Annotated in this window: 24 protein-coding genes; 11 read left to right on the top strand and 13 right to left on the bottom strand. The window is 74.1% G+C overall.

Annotation, left to right across the window (positions count from 1 at the left end):
• Positions 1-1950, top strand: coding sequence for a phosphocholine-specific phospholipase C (locus ACZ6NC_RS14095; RefSeq protein WP_465732328.1), 1950 nt, complete (start codon positions 1-3; stop codon positions 1948-1950).
• A 300-nt stretch (positions 1951-2250) separates the two neighbouring features.
• Here the strand turns inward: ACZ6NC_RS14095 and ACZ6NC_RS14090 are convergent, their stop codons facing one another.
• Positions 2251-2616, bottom strand: a complete 366-nt coding sequence (locus ACZ6NC_RS14090) for a VOC family protein (protein WP_465732326.1) — start codon at positions 2614-2616, stop codon at positions 2251-2253.
• An 85-nt stretch (positions 2617-2701) separates the two neighbouring features.
• Between ACZ6NC_RS14090 and ACZ6NC_RS14085 the strand changes: the two genes are divergently transcribed.
• Complete coding sequence (locus ACZ6NC_RS14085) at positions 2702-3208, top strand: SigE family RNA polymerase sigma factor (RefSeq protein ID WP_465732324.1); 507 nt, start codon at positions 2702-2704, stop codon at positions 3206-3208.
• Between the two features lie 45 nt (positions 3209-3253).
• Positions 3254-4051, top strand: coding sequence for a hypothetical protein (locus tag ACZ6NC_RS14080; RefSeq protein ID WP_465732322.1), 798 nt, complete (start codon positions 3254-3256; stop codon positions 4049-4051).
• A 60-nt stretch (positions 4052-4111) separates the two neighbouring features.
• On the opposite strand, the gene ACZ6NC_RS14075 is transcribed toward ACZ6NC_RS14080, so the two are convergent.
• Together ACZ6NC_RS14075 and ACZ6NC_RS14070 are read right to left on the bottom strand one after the other, a co-directional pair.
• A complete protein-coding gene (locus tag ACZ6NC_RS14075; RefSeq protein WP_465732320.1) occupies positions 4112-5203 on the bottom strand; it encodes an NAD(P)H-dependent flavin oxidoreductase in 1092 nt (363 codons plus the stop codon).
• A 26-nt stretch (positions 5204-5229) separates the two neighbouring features.
• A complete protein-coding gene (locus tag ACZ6NC_RS14070) occupies positions 5230-5841 on the bottom strand; it encodes a flavodoxin family protein (protein WP_465732318.1) in 612 nt (203 codons plus the stop codon).
• 119 nt (positions 5842-5960) lie between these two features.
• Here ACZ6NC_RS14070 and ACZ6NC_RS14065 point away from each other — a divergent pair, with 119 nt between their 5' ends.
• Entirely contained in the window at positions 5961-6566 is a 606-nt protein-coding gene (locus tag ACZ6NC_RS14065; protein WP_465732316.1) for a TetR/AcrR family transcriptional regulator, read from the top strand.
• Positions 6567-6573: 7 nt separating this feature from the next.
• On the opposite strand, the gene ACZ6NC_RS14060 is transcribed toward ACZ6NC_RS14065, so the two are convergent.
• From ACZ6NC_RS14060 to ACZ6NC_RS14040, 5 genes are all read right to left on the bottom strand, one after another.
• Positions 6574-7023, bottom strand: a complete 450-nt coding sequence (locus ACZ6NC_RS14060; protein ID WP_465732314.1) for a hypothetical protein — start codon at positions 7021-7023, stop codon at positions 6574-6576.
• Positions 7024-7045: 22 nt separating this feature from the next.
• A complete protein-coding gene (locus ACZ6NC_RS14055) occupies positions 7046-7534 on the bottom strand; it encodes a GNAT family N-acetyltransferase (protein WP_465732312.1) in 489 nt (162 codons plus the stop codon).
• A gap of 227 nt (positions 7535-7761) precedes the next feature.
• Positions 7762-8442: a phosphonatase-like hydrolase gene (locus ACZ6NC_RS14050; RefSeq protein ID WP_465732310.1), complete on the bottom strand. Its 681-nt coding sequence runs from the start codon at positions 8440-8442 to the stop codon at positions 7762-7764.
• 12 nt (positions 8443-8454) lie between these two features.
• Positions 8455-9576, bottom strand: a complete 1122-nt coding sequence (locus tag ACZ6NC_RS14045) for a TIGR03364 family FAD-dependent oxidoreductase (protein WP_465732308.1) — start codon at positions 9574-9576, stop codon at positions 8455-8457.
• A 198-nt stretch (positions 9577-9774) separates the two neighbouring features.
• Positions 9775-11016 (bottom strand): alpha/beta hydrolase, encoded by a 1242-nt coding sequence (locus ACZ6NC_RS14040; RefSeq protein WP_465732306.1) that lies wholly within the window; start codon positions 11014-11016, stop codon positions 9775-9777.
• 131 nt (positions 11017-11147) lie between these two features.
• On the opposite strand from ACZ6NC_RS14040, the gene ACZ6NC_RS14035 reads away from it, so the two are divergent.
• The gene (locus tag ACZ6NC_RS14035) at positions 11148-11609 is read left to right on the top strand and encodes a MarR family winged helix-turn-helix transcriptional regulator (protein ID WP_465732304.1); all 462 of its coding nucleotides are present in this window, start codon (positions 11148-11150) and stop codon (positions 11607-11609) included.
• A gap of 110 nt (positions 11610-11719) precedes the next feature.
• Here the strand turns inward: ACZ6NC_RS14035 and ACZ6NC_RS14030 are convergent, their stop codons facing one another.
• The 3 genes from ACZ6NC_RS14030 to ACZ6NC_RS14020 all read right to left on the bottom strand — a co-directional run bounded on the left by ACZ6NC_RS14030 (position 11720) and on the right by ACZ6NC_RS14020 (position 13734).
• A complete protein-coding gene (locus ACZ6NC_RS14030) occupies positions 11720-12232 on the bottom strand; it encodes a pyridoxamine 5'-phosphate oxidase family protein (RefSeq protein ID WP_465732302.1) in 513 nt (170 codons plus the stop codon).
• 153 nt (positions 12233-12385) lie between these two features.
• Positions 12386-13060 carry a phosphatase PAP2 family protein gene (locus ACZ6NC_RS14025; RefSeq protein ID WP_465732497.1) on the bottom strand — a complete coding sequence of 225 codons (675 nt, stop codon included), beginning with the start codon at positions 13058-13060 and terminating at the stop codon, positions 12386-12388.
• On the bottom strand, positions 13060-13734 hold the full coding sequence (locus ACZ6NC_RS14020) for a DedA family protein (protein ID WP_465732300.1): 675 nt from the start codon (positions 13732-13734) through the stop codon (positions 13060-13062). Before ACZ6NC_RS14020 ends, ACZ6NC_RS14025 begins: the two co-directional genes overlap by 1 nt.
• Before the next feature lie 115 nt (positions 13735-13849).
• Here ACZ6NC_RS14020 and ACZ6NC_RS14015 point away from each other — a divergent pair, with 115 nt between their 5' ends.
• The 3 genes from ACZ6NC_RS14015 to ACZ6NC_RS14005 all read left to right on the top strand — a co-directional run bounded on the left by ACZ6NC_RS14015 (position 13850) and on the right by ACZ6NC_RS14005 (position 17088).
• Complete coding sequence (locus ACZ6NC_RS14015) at positions 13850-14260, top strand: BlaI/MecI/CopY family transcriptional regulator (RefSeq protein ID WP_465732299.1); 411 nt, start codon at positions 13850-13852, stop codon at positions 14258-14260.
• On the top strand, positions 14257-15453 hold the full coding sequence (locus tag ACZ6NC_RS14010) for a M56 family metallopeptidase (RefSeq protein WP_465732297.1): 1197 nt from the start codon (positions 14257-14259) through the stop codon (positions 15451-15453). The genes ACZ6NC_RS14015 and ACZ6NC_RS14010 overlap by 4 nt, the downstream gene beginning before the upstream one ends.
• A gap of 138 nt (positions 15454-15591) precedes the next feature.
• Positions 15592-17088 carry a GAF domain-containing protein gene (locus ACZ6NC_RS14005; RefSeq protein WP_465732295.1) on the top strand — a complete coding sequence of 499 codons (1497 nt, stop codon included), beginning with the start codon at positions 15592-15594 and terminating at the stop codon, positions 17086-17088.
• Here ACZ6NC_RS14005 and ACZ6NC_RS14000 read toward each other — a convergent pair.
• Positions 17040-17540, bottom strand: a complete 501-nt coding sequence (locus tag ACZ6NC_RS14000; RefSeq protein WP_465732293.1) for an SsgA family sporulation/cell division regulator — start codon at positions 17538-17540, stop codon at positions 17040-17042. The genes ACZ6NC_RS14005 and ACZ6NC_RS14000 overlap by 49 nt on opposite strands.
• Positions 17541-17962: 422 nt before the next feature.
• Here ACZ6NC_RS14000 and ACZ6NC_RS13995 point away from each other — a divergent pair, with 422 nt between their 5' ends.
• From ACZ6NC_RS13995 to ACZ6NC_RS13985, 3 genes are all read left to right on the top strand, one after another.
• Positions 17963-19312, top strand: a complete 1350-nt coding sequence (locus tag ACZ6NC_RS13995; RefSeq protein ID WP_465732291.1) for a hypothetical protein — start codon at positions 17963-17965, stop codon at positions 19310-19312.
• Positions 19313-19451: 139 nt separating this feature from the next.
• The gene (locus ACZ6NC_RS13990; protein ID WP_465732289.1) at positions 19452-20750 is read left to right on the top strand and encodes a TerD family protein; all 1299 of its coding nucleotides are present in this window, start codon (positions 19452-19454) and stop codon (positions 20748-20750) included.
• Positions 20751-20829: 79 nt separating this feature from the next.
• Positions 20830-21318: a GNAT family N-acetyltransferase gene (locus tag ACZ6NC_RS13985; RefSeq protein WP_465732287.1), complete on the top strand. Its 489-nt coding sequence runs from the start codon at positions 20830-20832 to the stop codon at positions 21316-21318.
• A gap of 29 nt (positions 21319-21347) precedes the next feature.
• Here ACZ6NC_RS13985 and ACZ6NC_RS13980 read toward each other — a convergent pair whose 3' ends face one another.
• Complete coding sequence (locus ACZ6NC_RS13980) at positions 21348-22040, bottom strand: RraA family protein (RefSeq protein WP_465732285.1); 693 nt, start codon at positions 22038-22040, stop codon at positions 21348-21350.
• Positions 22041-22157 lie beyond the last annotated feature (117 nt).

Here is a 22157-nt window from a genome sequence, read left to right as displayed (position 1 = left end):
ATGTCCGAACTTTCCCGTCGTACCTTCGTCGGCGCCACCGCAGCCGCCGGCGCCGTCGCGCTCACCGGCCTCCCCGCCACCGCCGCCCGAGCCGCCACCCCGAACGGCAGCATCGCCGACGTCAGGCACGTCGTCGTGCTGATGCAGGAGAACCGCAGCTTCGACCACTACTTCGGCACCCTCAACGGCGTCCGTGGCTTCGGTGACAAGCAGGCACTCCAATTCCCGGACGGCACCGACGTGTTCCGCCAGCCCGACGCCGGGCGCAGCGACGGTGGCGCCATGCTGCCGTACCGGATGGACACCTCCAAGTACAACGCGCAGAACGCGGGCGGCCTCGCCCACGACTGGGCCACCGGCCACCAGGCGATCAACAACGGCGCGATGAACAAGTGGATCGCCGCCAAGGGCGAGCGCGCGATGGGGTACTTCACCCGTGCCGACATCCCCTACCAGTACGCGCTGGCCGACGCGTTCACGATCTGCGACGCGTATTTCACCTCCCTGGCGGGCCCGACCGACCCCAACCGCCTCTACCTGTGGACGGGAACGGCGGGCCCGGGCCGGGACGGCACCACCGGCCCGTGGATCGACAACACGCCCGTCACCGACAACCCCGTTGCCGACTGGACGACGTACGCCGAGCGCCTCCAGGCGGCCGGCGTCTCCTGGCGCGTCTACCACAACCCCAGCAAGGACGACCGGACGGGCGACTACGACGACAACGCCCTCTCCTACTTCAAGCAGTTCCACAACTTCCCCACCACGGACCCGCGTTACATCAACGCGATGACCAAGTTCGACCCGGCCGCCTTCGACGCCCACTGCAAGGACGGCACCCTGCCGACCATCTCCTGGCTCGTCGCGCCCTACCTGTTCAGCGAACACCCCAGCGCCAGCCCGGACTACGGCGCGCACTGGGTCAACACGGCGCTGCAGTCACTGATGTCCAACCCGGCGGTCTGGCAGCACACCGTCTTCCTCGTCATGTACGACGAGAACGACGGCTACTTCGACCACATGGTCCCGCCCACCCCCGAGCCCGGTACGCCCGAGGAGTTCACCCAGGGCCGGGCGATCGGCCTCGGCAATCGGGTGCCTCTCTGGGTCGCCTCTCCCTGGTCACGTGGCGGGTACGTCAACTCCCAGGTGTTTGACCACACTTCGGTGCTGCGGTTCATGGAGCAGGTCACCGGTGTCGCCGAACCCAACATCTCCGCGTGGCGGCGGGCCGTCTGCGGCGACCTCACCAGCTGCTTCGACTTCACCGCGCCCGACTACTCGATACCGCAACTCCCGGACACCGTCGCCCTGATGGCCAAGGCCGACGCGGGGGCGAAGCTGCCGGGCGTCGCGCTGCCCGCCGTCGGCGCCCAGTCCATGCCCGTCCAGGAGTCCGGTTCGCGCCCGCACCGGCGACTGCCCTACCGGCCGTGGGCGGACATCACCATCGACCGGGCGACCGGCCTGATCACCTGCACCCTGGCCAACTCCGGTTCCGTCTCCTTCCCCTACACCGTCTACCCCAACATCGTGTACGCCTTCGCCGGCACCCCGTTCACCGTCGCCCCCGGCGCCTCGCGGACGTACACCTGGGACGCCTCGACCACGGACGGCCGCTACGACTTCACCGTCCACGGCCCGGACGGCTTCGTCCGCCGCTTCGCCGGCACCGTCGTCCGCGCCGACCAGGACGACATCGCCGTCCCCGTCGTCACCGCCACCCCCGGCACCTCGGCCCTCACCTTCACCCTGACCAACGCCGGCCAGACCGCCCTGACCTTCACCCTCACCCCCAACGACTACGCCGGCACCCCCCAGACCGTCCGCGTCGGCCCCTCGTCCACCACCACCGTCACCTACCCCCTCGACCAGTCCCGCTACGACGTCACCGTCACCGCCCCCACCGGCACCCGCTTCACCCAGCGCTACGCGGGCTCCCTGCACTGAGCCCGTGAGCCCCGGGGGGGGGGGGGGGGGGGGCGGACCCCCCCCCCCCCCCCCCCCCTCTCGCAGCCTGCAGCACCCTCCGTCTGCTTCTCTTTTCGTGTAGGGGTGGACGCCACCACCCCCCCACCCACCGGCCCCCTCTCAACCCAGCACGACGTGGTCTCCCTCCACGGACCCCGTGAGCCCGGGGGGGGGAAGTCGCCCCCCCCGCCTCCCCACTCCGGATCACTGCGCGCGAGTAGCGACGAGTGCATCGTCTGCGCGTCTGTGACTGGGAGGTCGACTCCACCGACTTCCCATTCACGCCACCAGCGAGCGCTTCGGATCCAGCACGCAGAACTCGTTCCCCTCCGGGTCCGCCAGGACAGTCCACGGCGCGTCGGCCGGCTGGCCGACGTCCACCCGCACGGCGCCCAGCGCGAGGAGTCGGGACACCTCGGCCGCGCGATCGTCCGGGGCGAGGTCGAGGTGGAGCCGGTTCTTCCCGGCCTTCTCCTCGGGGACGGGGACGAACACCAACCCGGGGTAGGCGGACTCGTCCGCGCCGACCACCACCTCGTCCGGTTCCTCCAGCAGCACCCGCCAGCCGAGCGCCTCGGCCCAGAAGCGGGCGAGCGCGGCAGGTTCGTGGGCATCGACGACGATCTGGTACAGACGGACGGTCATGGCGCGAACCCTAAAGGCTCCTGTAACGCGCGGCAGGTGCCATCGCGTGCATACGGGTGACATCCGTTCGAGAAGGGACCATTCGGTGGGGGACACACCCGCGGACTTCCTGGAGTTCGCCCATGCCCGCAGCGACCAGCTCTTCCGCACGGCGTGCCTGCTCACCGGGGACCGGCACCTGGCCGAGGACCTCGTCCAGGAGACGCTCGCCAAGATGTACCGGTCCTGGTGGCGGATCGACCGCACACAGGCGCCGGTCGCGTACGCCCACACCGTGCTGGTGCGGACCTTCACCTCGTACCGGCGCCGGCTAAGCTCCCAGGAGCGGCCGGTCGACCGGTTTCCGGAGGGCGCAGCGGCCGGCGGTGGCGACCCGGACCTGCGGCTGACGCTGCTGGACGGGCTCGCGCGGCTCGCGCCCAAGGAGCGGGCTGTGCTGGTGCTGCGGTACTGGGAGGACCGCCCGGTCGAGGAAACCGCGCGGATGATGCAGCTGACCCCGGGCACCGTCCGCACCCGCAGCCTGCGGGCCCTGCAGAAGCTCCGGGCCGTACTCGGTGACGACCTGCTCGCCGACCTCGAACACATCTGATCGGGCTGTCGCCCCGGCATCCCCGCCCCTCGAAAGGAGAGCACTGTGAGCCCCGATCAGCAGTCCGGCCGTCGCCTGCACGACGCGATGCAGCACACCTCCGACCGGTTCGGCCCGCACCGCACCGATCTCGTCCTCCGCGCGGCCGCCCGTGGCCGCCGGCTCCGCCTCGTCCGCCGGGTGCAGATCGGCACGGTGGCCGCCGCGGTCGCCGGGGCCGCCGTGCTGGGGGTCACGCAGCTCCCGCTCCGGGCCGCGCCCGCCCCGCCCACGGCCGTCACCCCGACGCCGACCCCGACGGCCGCGCCGACGGCCACGGCCACGCCCACCCGGATCCCGACACGCTCCCCGTCCACCGCCCCGCCCGCTGGGGGGCCACGCTCGGGCCCGGTCTCGGAGCAGCTGGCGGCGTTCATGCCCCCGGGCACGACCACCCGGGTCTCCAGCAGCGGGGCTTTCGAGGACGGACGGACCACGCTCAGTCAGGCCGGGACAACCTCGGGATACCTCTACTACGACGACGGGCGCGGCCGGGCCTCCGTCGGCGTGCGTCTCGATGACATCGTCCCGCGCGCCCCCGCTTGCGACGGAGGTCCCTGGCTCTTCTGCGACGCCCTCCCGGACGGCACGGTTGTCAAAGCTTCGAAAACCAGGCTGACGAGCGGCTACCTGCTCTGGTTCGTGGTCGTCCTCCACCCGGACGGTCGGCACGTCGAGGTGAGCGAGTTCAACACCGACAAGATCCCGGAAAACGCGACGACCGCCAATCCCACCCGGACCGAACCCCCGCTCACCATCGACCAGTTGCAGGACATCGCGCTCAGCCCGCACTGGAACCGCTGAGCGCGGGGCGGCCGGCGCAGAGTGGGAAGTCGGCCCGTCCGACTTCCCACTCCGGACGGGCTACCGCCCCAACACCCGGTCGGTGTCCGCGAGGAGGAACTCGACGTACTCCCGGGCCGTCCGCGGCCGAGTGAGGGCGGCCGCCTGGCCGGCCCAGAGGTTGACCAGGTCACCGTCGCCCCGCTCGGCCGCCGCGCGCCGGATCGGGAGCATCAGGGCGTTCTGCAGCGGGTACGGCGGCACTTCGTCCTCGTACGCGGCCAGCTCGCGCACCAGCCGGTTGGGGATGCCGCGGGCCGGGCGGCCGGAGAAGAGCCTGGTCAGGACGGTGACGGCGGCGTCCGGTCCGTCCAGCGCGGCCTTGTGGACGTCGCTTGCGCCGGACTCCTCGGTGGCGAGGAAGCCGGTGCCGATCTGCACGCCGTCCGCGCCCAGGGTCAGCGCCGCCGCGACACCGCGCCCGTCCGCGATGCCGCCGGCCGCGATCACCGGAACCGACACCGCGTCCGCCACCTGCGGGACCAGCGCGAAGGTGCCGACCAGCGATTCCCGGACCGGCCGCAGCCAGGAGCCGCGGTGTCCGCCCGCGTCGGCGCCGGAGGCGACCACCGCGTCCAGCCCGGCCTCCTCCAGGGCGACCGCCTCGGCGGCCGTGGTGGCGGTGCCGATGGTCACGATGCCCGCCCGGCGGGCCTGTTCGAGCACCCAGCGCGGCGGGACGCCCATCACGAAGCTGACGACGGGCGGACGCGCCTCCAGCAGAGTTTCGGCCTGCTGCCCGAAGTCCGGTGCGGGCGAGGGCTCTTCGTCCACCGTCACGCCGAGTTCGGCCAGCAGCGGGCGCATCCGCTCGGCGTGCCGGGTGAGTTGGCCGGCGTCCGCCTGGAGATCGGACTCGCCCGGCTGCGGCACCCAGAGGTTCACCGCGAAGGGCCGGCCGGTGGCTGCCTTCAACTCGGCGACCAGGGCGGCTATTTCGTCCGGCCGCAGGATGTGCGCACCGTACGAGCCCAGCCCGCCGGCCCGCACCACCTCGGCGGCCAGCCGGGCGGTGGACAGACCGCCGCCGAACGGGCCCTGAACGATGGGGTGTTCGATCCCCAGCAGATCCTTCAACCGCCCGTTGACCCAAGGCCGTGTCACGTTGCTCATCACAGGAACAGAGCTCCCTTTCGCCGTCAGGCCGCGACGGCGGCGCCCGTTCGCCGGCCTGCGGCGAACTGAACGGCCGTCGCGGCGACCCTACGCCCGAGGTGTTCGGCCGTACGGAGGTCGGCAGTGCCGGGGTGCTCCTCCGGGCCGAGGTCGGAGGGGGCCTGGGCCATGGCGCCGAGGAAGCCGCCGAGCCGGTTGAGGTCGTCCGGGCTGCCGGTCGAGGTGAACAGCCAGGCCGGCGGCAGGCCGAGGCTGACCCAGTTCATGCCGTGCTGGGCGGCGAACACGGCCATCGAGGTGAGCGTGTTGAGCTTGTCGCCGTTGACGCCGGCGGAGGTGGTGAAGCCCGCGGCGAGCTTGCCCGTCCAGCCCTGCTCGGCCCAGATCTTGCTGCTGGCCTCGGCGAAGGCCTGGAAGACCGCGGACGGGCCGCCCATGTAGGTGGGCGAGCCGAAGACGATCGCGTCGGCGGCGGCCAGCGCGTCCCACAGCGGATCGCCGAGCTCCGCGACGTCGAGCAGCCGGGCCCGCGCACCCGGCACGGCCTCGGCCCCTGCCGCGACGGCCCGCGCCTGGCGGGCGGTGTGCCCGTAACCGCTGTGGAAGGCGATGGCGACGGTGATGGTTTCGGACATGGCTGGTGGTCCCCTCCCGACTGGCTTCGGCCACCGGGGCCCGGTGCCGACATCCAGGACACTAGACGACCGGTCAACTATCTGGCAATCGGTAGTTGACCGCCCGTATACTCACCGTCATGGGACGCACGAGCACCGCCCGGGACCGCCTGCTGGACGCCGCCTGCGACCTGCTGCGCACCCGCGGCTACGCCGGCGTGGGCGTTGCCGAGATCTGCGCGCGCGCCGACGTCAAGAAGGGCAGCTTCTACCACTTCTTCGAGTCGAAGCAGGCCCTCACCCTGGAGGTCGTCGACACCCACTGGCGCGGCCAGCGCACCGACTGGCTCGCCACCCTGCGCGCACCCGACCGACCCGCCCTGGCCCGGCTCGGAACGCTCTTCAGCAGCCTGACCGGCATCCAGCGCGCGACCCAGGAGGCGTACGGCGCGGTCAGCGGCTGCCTGCTGGCCAACCTCGCCCTGGAGCTCTCCACCCAGGAGCAGCCCGTCCGCGACCGCCTCGCCGCGATCTTCGAGGAGGAGGTGGACCTCGTCCACGGCGCACTGAAGGAGGCCGCCGCCGAGGGCTCGATCCCCGCCGGGGCCGCCGACCGCGGCACCGCCCGCGCCGCCGTCGCCCAGATGGAGGGCATGATCCTCTTCGCCAAGGTCACCGACGACCCGGCCGTGCTCGACGACCTCTGGCCACAGGTCGCCCGCCTGCTCGGCGTGCGCGAGGCCTGAGCGGCGGCTACGGCTGCTTGGTCCAGACGATCAGCCGCCCGCTGATCGCCGGCTTCTCTCCCGTTCCCGGTTCATCGATCAACGCCATCGCGACGGCGCCCTTGTCGGTGCGGGCACAGATCGCGGCGCCCTTGACGACACCCCGGGACTGCCGGTTCAGGTTGTCCCGCATCGACAGCGGCCCGAGCCCGGTGTTCGCGGCCGCGGTGCAGTTCTCGTACGTCTGAGCCTGGCCCGCGCGCAGCACCCCCACCTGGCTGCCGGTGGGCGACTGCAACTGCATGATGTACGGACCGGTGCTGTCGCAGGGCTCCCCAAGGGCGGGCAGGTACTCCAGCTCGGCGCTGAGTGCCTTCGCCTCGGACGCGGTCTGCGCCCCTTCCTTGATCGTCACCGTCGTGGACGTTCCAAGGGCGAGGTCCACGAGCCGGCTCTCGTCGCTGCGCGTGGGCGACACCCCCCCCACATCCCCTGGAACACTACGAGAGCTCCTTGCGCATCAGGACGCACATCGTCTCGTACCGGCGCAGCGAGCCGTCCGGCGCCCGCTCGTCCCACGCGTCGGGCTGCCTGTCGTAGGCGACGTATCCCAGCCGCTCGTACAGGGCGCGGGCCCGCGGATTGTCCTCCTCCACGCCGAGTTCGGCGTGGCGCAGGCCCCGGCTCGTGATCCGTTGCTCCGCGGCCCCGACCAGCAGCGTCCCGATCCCGCAGGACTGAAGGGCGGGGTGGACGGCCAGCTGCCAGATGGTGCCGGCCCCCTCCTTGGCCCGGTAGTCGACCCCGGCCTTCGCCACCGGCACGCCTGTCGGCGTGCAGACGGCGAGATAGTCGACCTCGCCGCGTCGGGCGCGCACCAACTGCTCGGCCACGTTGGCGAGATGGAGGTCGGACCCCGACCACCCGCACGACTCCAGGTCGGCGTGCACCAGATCGCGCACCGACAACCGCAACACCACATCGACCATCTTCACCACCTCCGGCCGGCCAGCTTCCTCCGCGGTCCGCCCCGGGCGCAACGACATTTCGCGCGACACCGCGACACCGCGACACCGCACCCCCGGGCACCCGGGGCACCCGGGGCACCCCGCGCCCCCGGCACCGCTGCGGCCGAGCCACCGGCCGAGCCACCGGCCGCGGCGCCCCCACCCTCACCGGCAGCGGGGCCGGGGCCGGGGCCGGGGCCGGCCGACGTTCAGCCCCGGGCCAGCAGCCCCGGCAGCTCGGCGACGGACTTGAGCACGTGCGTCGCCCCGTCCGCCCGCAGCCGGGCCTCGTCGTGGGCGCCGGTGAGGACGCCGGCCACCACCGAGGCGCCGGCCCGGGAGCCGGTCAGCATGTCGTAGCCGGTGTCCCCGGCGACGGCGATCTGCCGGACGGAGTCGGTCCCGGTGCGCAGCAGCGCGGTGAGGGCCAGGTCGGGGTAGGGGCGGCCGCGGCCGGCCTCGGCGGGGCAGAGGGTGAGGTCGGCGATGGACTCCCAGCCGAGCGCGCGCAGGATCCGGTCCTGGGTGGCCCGGGAGAAGCCGGTGGTGAGGACCACCTTCCTGCTCTGGCCGCGGAGTTCGGCGATCGCCTCGGCGGCGCCGGGCAGGGCGGCGCAGTGACCGGCGTCGACCAGGTCGTGGTAGGCGGCCTCGAAGGCGGCGTTGGCGGCCTGGGCCTTCTCCTCCGCCCCGAACAGGTGCCGGAAGACGGAGATCTTGGACTCGCCCATGGTGGCCCGGACGTGGTCCAGCATGCGGGCGTGCTCGGGGCTGCCGGCCTCGACGCCGAGGGAGCCGGCGGCGGCCTGGAAGGCCTGCTCGACCAGGCCGTCGTCGGCGACGGTGGTGCCGGCCATGTCGAGGACGACCAGACGGATGTCGGAAGACATGTTCAACTTTCCTTACAGGTTGGCGAGTTCGGCGGTCTTCTCGGCGATGGCCGGCGAGCAGGTCATGCCGCGGCCGCCGGGGCCGGTGACCAGCCAGACGGCGTCGCGGACCTTCTCGCGGTGGACGACACGGGTGGTGTCGACGCACTGCGCGTACACGCCGGCCCAGCGGCGGCGGATCCTGGGCAGCGGGCGGCCGAGCAACTCCTCGGCCACGCCGACCAGGTGGTCGTACGGGTCCTCGACGACATCGAAGCCGAACGGCTGGTCGTACTCGTGGGTGTCGCCGATGGTGAGGCCGCCGTCGCGGCGCTGGACCATCAGCAGCTGCATCTTGTGCTCGGCGGCGACGGGCGGCTGCGGCTGCGCGGCCTTGAGCCGCTCCAGTGCGCTGCCGGCGAAGGCGGGGTAGTAGCGGAAGCTGTCGCCGTCGGCGACGGAGGTGGTCAGCGTCTCGCCCAGCGGGTCGGTCTGCATCATCTGCAACCGGACGCGGCGGACGGGGAGTCGGGGTGCCAGCTCGCGCACCAGACCGCCCAGCCAGGCGCCGGTGCAGAGGACGACGAGGTCGCCGGCGTGGACGTCGCCGTGGTCGTCGCGGACGGCGTTCTCGCCGATCACCTCGCGGACCTCGCGCCCGGGCAGGAAGGTGTACCGGCCGCTGGCCAGCAGGGCGGCGCGCAGGGCGGGCTGGGCGGTTCGGGGCTCGACGGCGGCGTCCCGCTCGCACCACAGGGCGCCGAGCAGCTTGCCGCGCAGGGCGGGGTTGGCGGCCCGGGTCTCGTCCTCGCCGAGCATCCGGTAGCCGCGCGCGGCGGCGTCGGACAGGGTCAACGCCTGCTCGGCGACGGCGAGTTCGGCCTCGGTGCGGATCGCGGTGAGCGAGCCGTTGGCCCGGAAGCCGAGGTCGGGCACCTGTGCGCCGATCCGCTCCCACAGTTCGCGGGCGCGCAGCGCGGTGTCCAGTTCCTCGCCGCCCGCCCGGCCGCTGACCCAGACCAGCCCGAAGTTGCGCACGGAGGCGCCGCGCGCCTCGGCCTCGCGCTCCAGGTGGACGACCTCGTGGCCGCGTTCGACGGCCTGCCAGGCGTGCATGGTGCCGAGCACGCCTGCTCCTACGACGATGACTCTCATGCGGCCAGGCTGGTGCCGCGAGGTGGCCGGGAGGAGTCCGGATCCGGTCCCACAGGTGAACCGACCGAAAAGTTGTACAGACAACCGGGCCGCGCCAGACAGGACGGCACCCCGCGACCCCGCCTGGCGCGACCGAAGCGGTCACGCGGTCACCCCGGTCGCGCGGCACCCGGCCACCCGGTCACTCGGTCACCCCGGTCACGCGGCCCGGACTGGATCGGTGCCGAGCCACCAAGCCGGGGCGGCGGTGCCGTCCGTCGTCCGGCCGTCGGCGTGCACGTAGTGCCGCACATCGCGCCCGGGCTCGCGCAGCTCGCCGTCGAGGGCCCGCTCCAGCCACTCGGCGCCGAAGCGGAAGACCTCGGCCGCGGTGCCGCCCAGCGGGTGGAACTCGTTCTCGTAGACCCGCAGGTCCTTCGGGGCGCGGATCCGCTCGTACGTCGCCATCGCCTGCTCCAGCTGCGTGAGTTCGTCGAACTCGCCGATCCCCACGAGGACCGGGCAGGCGATGTCCGCCACGAGGTCGCCGAGCGGCATGCGGGCGGCGAGCTCGCGGTCGAAGGCCTCCTCGTCGGTGTAGCCGGCCATGAACATGTAGTTGTTCTTGAAGCTGGGCTGCGCCCGGTCGAAGATCGTGTGGAAGTCGCCGCTGACCCCCTCGAAACTGGCGAGCGCCGCGAGCCGCGGGTCGGTGGCCGCGGCCCGCATCCCCCAGTAGCCGCTCATGCTGATGCCGAACATGCCGATCCGGCCGGGGTCGACCTCGGGCAGGCCGACCAGGTGGTCGAGGTAGCGGCTGATCGCGCGCTCGTAGTTGGCGAGGTCGACGGTGAGCCCGCCGGCCCGGGACTCGCCCTGGCCGGGCCCCTCGATCGAGAGGGCGACCACGCCGCGCGAGGTGTAGTAGCGCTCGGCGGCGTAGATGTAGTCCTCCTTGATCATGTCCATCCCCGGGCCGAGGATGACCGCCGGCGCCCCCTCGACCACCCCGGCCGGCAGATGCAGCAGGGCGTGGATGTGCCGGCCCTCGAAGTCCAGGACGACCCGGCGCACCCGGCGGCCGCGCAGCTCTCCGAGCCTGGCGACGCAGTGGTTGGCCCGTTCCCGGAAGGCGTGCTTGCGCGGGTCCGCCGCGTCGAAGAGGGAGTACTGCGCCCGGCCCCACATGACGGCGGCCCGCAGGTAGAGGTCGGCGGCGGTGCGGGGGTACCCACCCCGCTCGTGGTGGGCAGCCCGCTCCTCGGCCTGGCCGGCGACGGTCGCCCACGCCTTGGGCAGCATGGCGCCACTGCGGACCAGGGCGAAGACCTTGTCGAAGTCGGTGTGGTCGTGGCCGAGCTGCTCCATCGTGCCCTTGGCCTGGGGGTGCAGCGCGTCGAAGCCGCCCTGGGCGAGGGCGAGGTCGAGGGCCCAGCTCTGCCCGGTCGATCGCATGGTCATGACGGGTACGCTCCGTTCGGCGGAATGAGTAAGTACTTAATCATTAAGTCCTTATGCTTATCCTGTTTGTCAACCGCCACCGGAGACCCCACCACCGAAGAACCCCGACCACCGGAGAAGGAGAAGCCACCATGCCGGAGCAGACCGCCGACGACGCCACCCGCGCCCGCGCCCTGGACGGGCTGGCCCGCGCCGCCTACAGCCTCAGCGCGGCCGACGCCCGCCTGCGCGGGCGGGCCACCCGCACCCGCGGCGCCCTCTCACTCACCCACGCCCGGGCCCTGCGGGTGCTCGCCGACGAGGGCCCGCTGCCGGTCGGCCGGCTGGCGGCGGGCACCGAAACGACCCCCGCCGCCACCACCCAACTGGTCAACGGGCTGGAGGAGGCCGGCTACGTCACCCGCGAGCGGCCGGAGCACGACCGCCGTTCCACCCTGGTCGCCCTCACCCCGGCCGGACGCGAGCGGCACCGACTGCGCACCGAGTCACTGGTGGAGTCGCTGGAACGGCTGACCACGGACCTCGACACCGCCGAGGTGGAGACCGTCACGACCGTCCTCCGCGGCCTGGCCGAGGTCTACGACGAACTCTGAGCGGGACCACCGCTCCACCTGCGCCCGCACCCGATCCGTCCACCCGCCACCGACGCCCCGACCCGCCCACCGCGCCACCACCGGCGCCCCGGTCACCCCATCCGCCCCCGCTACCGCACCACTGCCGCCCGCAGGTAGTTGCGCCGGCCGAAGTGCGGCTCGTCCACCGCCGTCAGCTCCTCCACCTGGAACCGGTACAGCGCCGCGGCCCCGCCGCCGGTCAGGAACTGCCGCCGCACCTCGTCGTCCTGCCCGAAGGACGGGAACCGGCCCTGGTACGCCGCGAACGCGGCCTCCGCCTGGCGCCCCCACGCCTCCCCCGCACTGCCGGTCAGCTGGATGCCGCGCAGCTGCTCGCCGAAGACCGGCGGCGGCAGGAAGACGGTGGCCGCGGCCCGGGCCTCCTCGGCGAGGTGGTGGCTGTGCCGGGTGGCGCGCTCGCTGACGAAGTACAGGACGAGGTCGTCGTCGTACGCGAAGAAGGCCAGGTTGGCGTGCGGGCCGTGCTCGTGGCCGGCGGTGGCGAGGGTGAGCACCATGGCCTCGCCGAGCAGCCCCTCCACGCCCTTGCGGAGCTCCTCCGCGGGCCAGTCCCCCTGGGTGACGTCGAGTCGGTACGGCATGGGCAGCACTTCCCTCCACGGGCACGGCCGGGCACCGCGGCGCCCCGGCACGACTGAGCCGGGCGGGCGCCCCTGTCACAGGGGCCCCTCGCCCGGCTCACATGCTCCTCCCGCCGCCCCGGCCGGACAAGGGCCGCGGCGGCGGTACCGGTCTCAGCGCCGCTGCGCCTCCAGCGGTGTCGGGCCGCCCGCCGCGGCGACGACGCCGGCGCCGAGCAGCGGACGCAGCCCGCCGGCGCGGGCCCGGTCGACCAGCGGCGCGGCGCGGCCGGCGGCCAGCGCCAGCGGGATCGCCACCAGGATTCCGACCGCCGCGCCGACCAGCACGTCGTGCGGGTAATGGACGCCGACCCAGACCCGGGAGGCGCCCATCAGCACGGCGGCGATCCCGGCGATCCAGCCGAGCCGCCGGTCGGCGAACCAGAGCGCGGTCGCGGCGGCGAAGGCGATCACCGTGTGGTTGCTCGGGAAGGACCAGTCACCGGCGCCCGGGCAGGTCTCCAGGGTGCCGCGCACGCCCAGCTGCGCGCAGGGCCGGAGCTCCTCCACCACCCCCTTGAAGGCGGAGTTCACCATGTAGGCGACGATCACGATCAGCGGCGAGGCCAGCACCCGGGCCATCACGCCCGGGCCGGCGCCGCGCGCCCGCCACCACGCGAGGATCATCAGGACGGCGAACAGGCCGAGACCGATCGCGGACCAGACCTTGATCAGTTGGTCGAGCCAGTACGGCGCGGCGTCGGCCCATCCGACCACCCGGCTGTAGAGGCCGCCGTCGATACCGCTGCCGTCGTACACGGCGAGCGCGCGGGGAGACGTCGAGGGCATCATCGGCCGTCACCGCCGTCACGCCGGGCCTTCCGGGCGCGGAACAATTCGAGAACAATCGGGATCACGGAGACAACTACTACCAGACCGATGATGGGAAGCAGGTACTGGTCGATACTGGGCACCGACGAGCCGAGCACGTAGCCAGCCATCACGACGCCGACCGTCCAGAGCACACCGCCCGCGACCTGCCAGAAGGTGAACGTGCGGACCGGCACCTCCAGGGCGCCACAGAGCGGGTTGAGCACCGTCCGGACGACCGGGATGAAGCGCGCCAGCACGATCGCCTTGCCGTGCCCGTACTTGGCGAGCAGTTCGTCGGCGCGGCCGATGCCCTGCTGGAGGCTCTTGCGTTCCGTGCGGGCCAGCAGCGCCCGCCCGCCGCGCCTGCCGATCAGGTAGCCGACCTGGGCGCCGGCCAGCGCGCCGACCAGCGCGGCGGGCAGCACCTGGTACAGCTCCAGCTGCGGGCCCTTGGTGGCGCCGGGGACGCAGAGCAGGCCGGCGGTGAACAGCAGCGAGTCGCCGGGCAGGAAGAACCCGACGAGCAGGCCGGTCTCGGCGAAGAGCACGGCGGCGATGCCGAGCGCGCCGAAGGACGCGAGCAGCGACGAGGCGTCCAGCACGTTCACCGCGAGTGCGTGAACGGCCGGATCGGCGGGCGACTGGAGCAAGGCTGGCGGACCTCCCGTACGTTGGAGGGCGGCAGCAGCGGAGCACACCCTCGACCGTCTACAGTAACGTAGACGGTCTACATGACTGTAGACGAATCCTGGAGGAACCGCCGCCATGTCCGACGTACCGTCCGCCCGCCGGCCCGCCGGGGAGCTGGAGGCCGAGGTGCTGGCCACCCTCTGGTCCGCGCACCGGCCGCTGACGCCGCAGGACGTCCAGGCGGCCCTCGGCGCCGGCCTCGCCCGGACCACCGTCGCCACGATCCTCGCCCGGCTCCACGAGAAGGGCACGGTGGAGCGCGCCCGGGCGGGGCGCGCGTACGCGTACACCCCGACCGTGCAGGACCCGGCCGGCCTCGCCGCCCGCCGGATGCACACCGAGCTCGGGCGCGAGGCGGACCGCTCCACCGTCCTGGCCCGGTTCGTCTCCGACCTCTCCGCCGAGGACGAGCGGCTGCTGCGCGAACTCCTCGGCGACGGCGCGTCCGACGGCCCCGCGGACACCACCGGGCCGGCGGCCCCGTGATCGTCGCCGTCTGGGCACCCCTGCTGCTGCCCTTCCTCGCCGCCCCGCTGGCCCGCCGCCTCGCCGAGGGACTCACCCCCCGGGCCGCCGCCTGGACGCTGGCCGGCACCGCGGCCGTCCTGGCCGGCGGCACGCTCTGCTCGCTCGGCCTGCTCGCCGCCGCCGGCCTGCTCCAGCTCCCGCCGGTCGCCGCGCTCGGCCACCTCTCGCTGCCCTGGCTGAGCGCCGCCGCTCCGCGGGCCGCGCTGCCGGCCGCCCTGGCCGGGTCGGCGCTCGCCGCGCTGGCCGTCCTGGGCGTCCGGACGGCGCACCTCCGCCGCCTCGAACTGCACGCCGCCCGCGCCGCCCTCGGCCCCTGCGACGAGCTGCGGCACCCCGACGACCACCCCGTCGATGAGCACCCCTCCGACGAGCACCCCGCCGACGACCGGCATCCGGACATGCGCCCCCTGCCCGCCTCCGTGCGCCAGGCGCGCGCCCAGGGCCCGCGGCGCCCCCCACTCGGCGTGCGCGCCCGCACGCTCCTCCGCCCCGCCGGACCCCACCCGCTCGCCGTCCTGGACGACGAGCGCGCCGACGCCTTCGCCCTTCCCGGCCGCCTCCCCCGCCCCGGCCGGCCGGCCGAACCGGGGCGGATCGTGGTCACCACCGGCATGCTGCGCGCCCTCACCGCACCCGAGCGGGCCGCCCTGCTCGCCCACGAACGCGCCCACCTCGCCGCCCGCCACCACCTCTTCCTCGCCCTCGCCGAGCACGCCGCCGCCGTCCACCCGGCATTGCGCCCGCTGCGCGCGCCGCTCGGCTACCACCTGGAGCGATGGGCCGACGAGGCCGCCGCCGAGCGGGTCGGCGACCGCGTCGTGACCGCCCGCGCGGTCGGCCGCGCCGCCCTGGCCGCGAGCCGCTCCCCCCGGCCGCCCCGGCCCCGGCTGGCCCCGGCCGCCCACTCCGGGCCGGTCCCGCGCCGGGTCGCGGCCCTGCTCCAGCCCCGCCCCGCCGCACGCCGCACCGGCCGCCGTGCCGCCGCCCTCGCGCTCGCCGCCTGCCTGGCGCTGACCGCCGCCACCACACTGGACGCCACCGCCGACCTGCACCACACCGTCGAGGCCGCCCAACAGGGCACCGATCCACGGCACCAGGGCATGCCCCAAAGGGCAACGACCGCCGATTTGCCGAGGTCAGCACTGCCATAGCCGCTTGGCATGCGCATTCTCATGCTGCGCATGGTGCCGACTTGGCAGACCCCGTCCCCAGGAGCGGGCCACCCCCGTACGCTTTCGTCAGCGCGTCGGCCCCGACGCGTCCTCGATCGGCGGCGAGGAGCAACCCGAGTGCGGCAGACCGGACGGCAGACCCGACGGCCCGAGCGCCGAACTGCGCAGACCGCGGCGGAGCTGGCCAACGTCCACGACCGCACGCTCACCGAAGCCACCCGCGACCTCACCCGGGAGGCCGCCCCCGCCCCTGACGGACCGTCGGGCCTCGGGCCCCGCCCCGAGATCGGCGACTCCTGGGCCCGCCTGCGCCGCCTCGGCCTCGACCCGGACGCCGGCGCCGCCGCCGTCCACCTCGGCCCCGCCGAGGTCGAGCACCGCCGCCGGGCCAGCGGCCTCGACGCCCTGCTGCCCGTCCTGCGCGACACCCTGCTCGAACCGGTCGGCCAGACCCCGCTGATCCTCGCCATCGCCGACGCCGAGGGCCACGTCCTCTGGCAGGAGGGCGAACGCGGCCTGCGCCGCAGCGCCGACCGGATCGGCTTCCTCACCGGCGCCCGCTGGATCGAGGAGAGCGTCGGCACCAACGGCATCGCCGCCGCACTGCGCGCCCAGCGCCCGATGCAGGTCCACTCCGCCGAGCACTACCTGCGCAGCCACCACTCCTGGACCTGCGTCGCCGCACCCGTGCACGACCCGGGCACCGGCCGGCTGGTCGGCGCGATCAACCTCAGCGGCCCGGCCCACTCCGTCCGCCCGTACCTGCTGCAACTCACCGCCACCGCCGCCCGGCTCGCCGAGACCGAGCTGCGCGCCCGCCGCCTGGAGTCGCTGCACCAGCTGCGCACCCTGGCCGCCCCGCTGCTGGCCAGGGTCAACGGCCCGGCCCTGGTGGTCGACGCCGCGGGCTGGACGGCCGCCGCGGCCGGCCTGCCGCCGCCCGCCCGGCTGCGGCTGCCCACCGAGGGGTGGGGCTCGGCCGCCGTGCACTGGCTGCCCGGCCTCGGCGAGTGCGCGATAGAACCGCTGGCCGACGGCTGGCTGGTCCGGCTGGTCCGCACCCAGGACGAGGACGCGGCGGACGGCCGCGCGGTCACCGCCGAGCAGGCGGAGGGCGCCCGGCTCCAGCTCGACCTGCGCCGGCCCGACCGGCCGGAGCTGTCGGTGCACGGCGCGGCCGGCAGCTGGTCGCACGCGCTCAGCCCGCGCCACGCCGAGCTGCTGCTCCTGCTCGCCGTCGAACGCGACGGCCACAGCGCGGCGCGGCTCGCCGACGCGCTCTTCGGCGACCCGGGCCGGACGGTCACCGTGCGCGCGGAACTGTCCCGGCTGCGCCGCTACCTCGGCGGGCTGCTGGCCCACCGTCCGTACCGGTTCGCCGAGTCGGTGCTGGTCAGCGTCCTCGGCCCGGACGACCCGTACGACCTGCTGCCGGCCTCCTCGGCACCGGCCGTTCGCCGGCTGCGGGCGGGCCTGGCCAGTGGCGTGGTCCGGCTGCCGGGCACACCGCCGCTACCGGGGCCGCGCAGTCCGGGGGACGACGCCGTACCCCCGCCGAGGCGACGTCAGCCGCCGGCCAGCAGCGCGGAGAGCTGGGCGTCGGTCGGCCCGTAGGCCCGCTCGGCCTGCTCCGAGACGAGCGCGTACGTGCGGTCCAGCCACGCCTGCACCCGGGGCTTGGAGACCTCCAGCAGTGCGCTTCCGTGGGGTGATTCGAGCGCCAGGTGCAACGTCGAGCCGTGGCACGGACAGTACGCCGGCCACAACTTGACGTCGCCCTGGCCGCTCAGAGAGCGCAGGCCGTCGCGCAGCAGATCACGCGAGAACACCCAATCGGCCTCGTCCGGCCGACCGAGGTGGAACGTCAGCAGCACCTCGTAAGGGCGTTCGGTGTCGAACCGGAACCGCGTACGGACCTCGCCGACCACCTCCTCGCCCAACGAGATCCGCAGCATGAACACCTCCTCCACCGCCGCCGGAGCGGCGGTGGAGCCTGCCTCATCGCCGCCCGTGGGGGTGGCGGCGAGAGGGGCACTGGAGGGTGCGGGCAGCGGGTCGGGCGGCATGACGGTCTCTCCGGTACGGCGTGGGATGCCACCAGCCTGCGGCACCCCGGCCGGACCGGCAAGGGTTGCAAGGAGGTTGCAATAATCCCCGCCCGATACCGCCACTCCTTACCGGTCTTGCCAGACGGACCGTCAACTTCCGTTCCCCGAACGGATTTCCGCGAAGTGGATCGATTCCGACCCGGAACCGACCGGCCGACCGGTCCCCGCTGGTACGCTCATGCCCCTGCCGGCGCGGGCCCGCGCGCGTCCACCGGCGGCCCCCGCACGGGCGGCCGCGGACGGACGGATCCGGACGGCCGCGGACCTGCTCCACCGGACAGACCCCGACGGCGGTCCGCCCGTGACGGCGCTTCGGCCCGTAGGTGGCGCATGGAAGAATGCCGCGACCGCAACGGCGACTTCGGGGAGGGAGGGGTCCGGTGGCTCTGCGCGAGGACACCGAGCTAGGCGTGCACCACGAGCGCGACCGGCAGCGCGAACAGCACGAGCGCCACGGCCGGCACGGCCGGCCGAAGCCCTTCGGCGGCCGGCTCCGGCTGCCCACCCTGCGGTTCTCCGGCGCCGCGATGGCGATGTCCACCGTGGTCGGCATCAGCATCGCCACCACCTGCCTGCTCAGCGAGCAGCAGGGCATCGGCCGCCGCGCCGGGGTGGCCCGGGTCGGCTCCACCCCGCCGCCGAGCCCGGACGCCACCGACCGGGCCGACGCCGCCGCCGACGCTCAGCCCGGCCCGGCCGCACCCCGCCCGGCCGACCGCTCCGCCGGCCGCCCCACCGGATCGGCCTCGGCCCGCGCCACCGCCTCGTACCCCCCGGCCCCCGGCGTTCGCGCGCCCCGCGCGGCCTCGCCGGACACCTCCGCGCCGCCCCCCGGATCCGAGCTCACCGCCTCCTCCTCCTTCTCCGACGCCCCGTCGACCGAGGCGCTCGGCGGCCCGTCGCGGGCCGGCAACCAGGCCGTGACCGTGGCCCCCGCCACCGCGCAGCCGACCACCACCGGGCCGACCGGCACCGCTCCGGCCGGCACCGCTCCGACCGCCGACCAGCCGACCGGCCAACAGCCCGCGGACCAGCGTCCGTTCGCCCCGGCGGCCCCCGGAGCACCCGACGCGCCGACCGGCCCCACCGGCCCGCCCACCCCCACCGGCCCCACCGGCGACGGGACCGACCCGACCGGCGACGAGGCCGCGGACCACGCCCTCACCGGCACCGCCATGGTCCAGCCGCTCGGCCGCGACGGCACCCACCACCTGCTCACCCTCACCGTCACCGAGCCGCTCACCGCGCTCCAGGCCGAGTTCCGCCTCGCCCCCGGCGAGGCGGCCCCGGGCGTCGGCACTGCCTGGACCGACCTCTCCGGCGCCGTCGTCACCACCCTCCAGGAGCGCGGCACCCTGGTGTACCGGTTCACCACCCCGGCCGGCACCGACGTCCGCCCCGGCCGGTACACCTTCGGCGTCCGCGCCACCCGGCCCGCGCCCACCCCGCCCGGCGCCACCGCCCCCGGACCCACCGGACCCACCTCCGGCCCCGGAACCGTCCCCGCTACCGGGCCGACCGATGTGCCGCGGAAGGCCGCCCCGGCCGAGAGCTGGACCGCCTCCGCCTTCGGTATCGACCGCCCCCGGGCCGTCGCCGCCCTCGGCACCTTCACGGCCTCCTCCCCCGGCTCCGGCAGCGGCCCCGGCGCTGACTCCGGAGCCACCTCCGGCACCGTCACCGGCTCCCGCACCACCTCCGGCACCGGCATCGGCACCGCGACGCGCTGACCGACCATCCGACAACCCGACAGGTCACCGGCCTGCTCGGGCTCTTCTCGACAACCCCGTTCGTTACTGTGGGTACCACTCGGCACGGCACCCCAGAGCGGGTCCCCAAGGCCGTGCCACCGCATCCGAGGAGGAGTTCGTGTCCACGGTCCTGACCCAAGGCGGCAACGCCCCGCTGACCGCCGCGCGGGTGACCGTCGAGGTCACCGCACCCAAGGCGCTGGACGTCTCCGGCCTGCTGCTGACCGACGCCGGAAAGGTCCGCTCGGACGCCGACTTCGTGTTCTTCAACGCCCCCGACGGCCCCGGTGTCACCCACCGGCCGGCCTCCGGCGGCACCCCGGACGCCATCACCATCGACACCACCGCCGTCCCGGCCGGCATCACCAAGATCGTGGTGACCGCCAGCCCCGACGAGGCGGGCGCCACCTTCGCCGGCATCGAGCCGACCGCGACCGTCCGCGACACCGCCACCGGCGAGGTGCTGGTCACCTTCACCCCGCCGCAGCTCGGCCGGGAGACTGCGCTGATCGTGGTCGAGGTCTACCAGCGCAACGGCGCCTGGAAGGTCCGCGCCGTCGGCCAGGGCTACGCCAACGGCCTGGCCGGCATCGCCACCGACTTCGGCGTCGCCGTCGACGAGGAGCCCGCCCCGGCGGCGGCCGCCCCCGTCGCTCCGGTCGCGCCTCCCGTGCCGGCTGCACCTGCCGCCCCCGTCGCACCGCCCGCGCCCCCGGCAGCCCCGCCGGCCCCGCCCGCACCCGCACCCGCCCCGGCCGGCCCGGTCGACCCGCGGGTGGCCCTCGCCGGCAACCTGCCGCCGGCCGCTGCCACCCCGGCCGCACCGCCCGCCTCACTCACCAAGGTCACCCTGGACAAGGGCCGGGTCAGCCTCACCAAGGGCGGCTCCGTCTCACTGGAGAAGAACGGCAAGCCCTTCCTCTCCTCCGTCCGGATGGGCCTCGGCTGGGAGCCGGCCGGCCGCGGCCGCAACATCGACCTCGACGCCTCCTGCATCGCCTTCGACGCCAAGCGGGAGAAGCTCGACACCGCCTGGTTCATGAAGCTGGGCATCTTCAACGGCGCGGTCGCCCACTCCGGCGACAACCTCACCGGCGAGGGCGGCGGTGACGACGAGTCGATCACCGTCCACCTCGACGGCCTGCCGCCCGAGGTCTGCGGCCTGGTCTTCGTGGTGAACTCCTTCTCCGGCCAGAAGTTCACCGACGTCAAGAACGCCTACTGCCGTCTGCTGGACGCCGGTTCGGGCCAGGAGCTGGTCCGCTTCGACCTCACCCAGTCCGAGCCGCACACCGGCGTGGTGATGTGCAAGCTGGTCCGCCAGTACTCCGGCGAGTGGGTGATGACCGCGATCGGCGAGTACGTCGACGCCAAGACCGCCCGCGCCATGGTCAAGCCGGCCGCCTCGATGCTCTGACCGGCCGTCCGACGACCGCCCGGGCCCGGGCGGCGGGAAACCACTGGCGCTCCCGCCGTTCGGGCCCGATCATGTCCACATGTTGATCAGGGAAGCCACCACCGAGGACTGGCCCGCCGTCTGGCCGTTCTTCCACACCATCGTCGCCGCCGGCGAGACCTTCACCTACCCGCTGGACCTGACCTCCGAGCAGGGCCGCGACTGGTGGCTGCTCCCCTCCCCGAACCGCACCGTCGTCGCGGTGGACGAGGGCGGCACCGTGCTCGGCACCGCCAAGATGAACCGCAACCACATGGGCAACGGCTCGCACATCGCCAGCGCCAGCTACATGGTCGACCCGGCCCACTCCGGCCGCGGCGTCGGCCGGGCCCTCGCCGAGTACACCATCGCGTGGGCGCGTGAAGCCGGCTACCGGGCCATGCAGTTCAACGCCGTGGTCGCCTCCAACGAGCACGCGGTGAAGCTCTACCGGTCGCTCGGCTTCGACATCCTGGGCACCCTCCCGGAGGGCTTCCGCCACCCCTCCCAGGGCTACGTCGGCCTGCACATCATGCACCGAGCCCTCTGATGCGCCGAGCGCTCTGAACTCCCGTACCGCTACTCCTCGATCGCGCCGCCGACCCGCCGCAGGTGCTGCCGGAAGCTGTACTCCGGGTCGGCGGCGCGGCGCGTCAGGTAGTCGTCGAAGGCGGTCTGCCGGCGCAGCGTGTCGCCCAAGCGGATCCGCTCGGCCTGCTCGCGTTCGGTCCGCGCGATCCCGGCCGCGGTCTCCAGCACCCTCTCCACCCGGTCGGCCCGCAGGAACAGCACGCCGTCGGCGTCCCCGAACACCACGTCCTGCGCGCTCACCAGGTGCGGTCCGAACCGCGCCGTGAGCAGCGCCTCCGGCTCCCGGCCGTCCAGCCGCATCGGGCCCAGCGGCAGGCTGCCGTAGCTGAACACCGGCAGCCCGATCTCCACCAGCTCCGGGGTGTCCCGGTGCAGCCCCCACACCACCAGGGCGGCCACCCCGGCGGCCCGCGCCTCCAGCACCGCGAGGTCCCCGATACAGGCCTCGTCCGTCCGCCCGCCGTTGTCGATCACCAGCACGTCCCCCGGCCCGGCCGCGCCGTACGCCTCCAGGAACACGTCCACGCTCCCGTAGTGCCGCACGGGCAGCGCCCGCCCGGCGATCCGGCTCCCCGGGACGAGCGCCCCGATCCCGGCCGGCGCCGACCGCGGCGCCAGCCCCAGCCGCACGCACGCATCCGCCAGCAAGGGCGTCGACAACTCCGCGAAGGCCTTCAGCACGCCAACTCCTCTCACCTACAGCCAAGTTCACCACCACCGCGATCCTAGGCCGCCCACCCTCCTCATACCTCGCGGATGTGAAACGGCCCGCACCCCCCTTCCACAAGGGGTGCGGGC

Source organism: Kitasatospora sp. NPDC041988 (assembly GCF_055588525.1).
The sequence above is the reverse complement of the archived record's forward strand: the minus strand, read 5'-3'. Positions and strand labels throughout refer to the sequence as shown.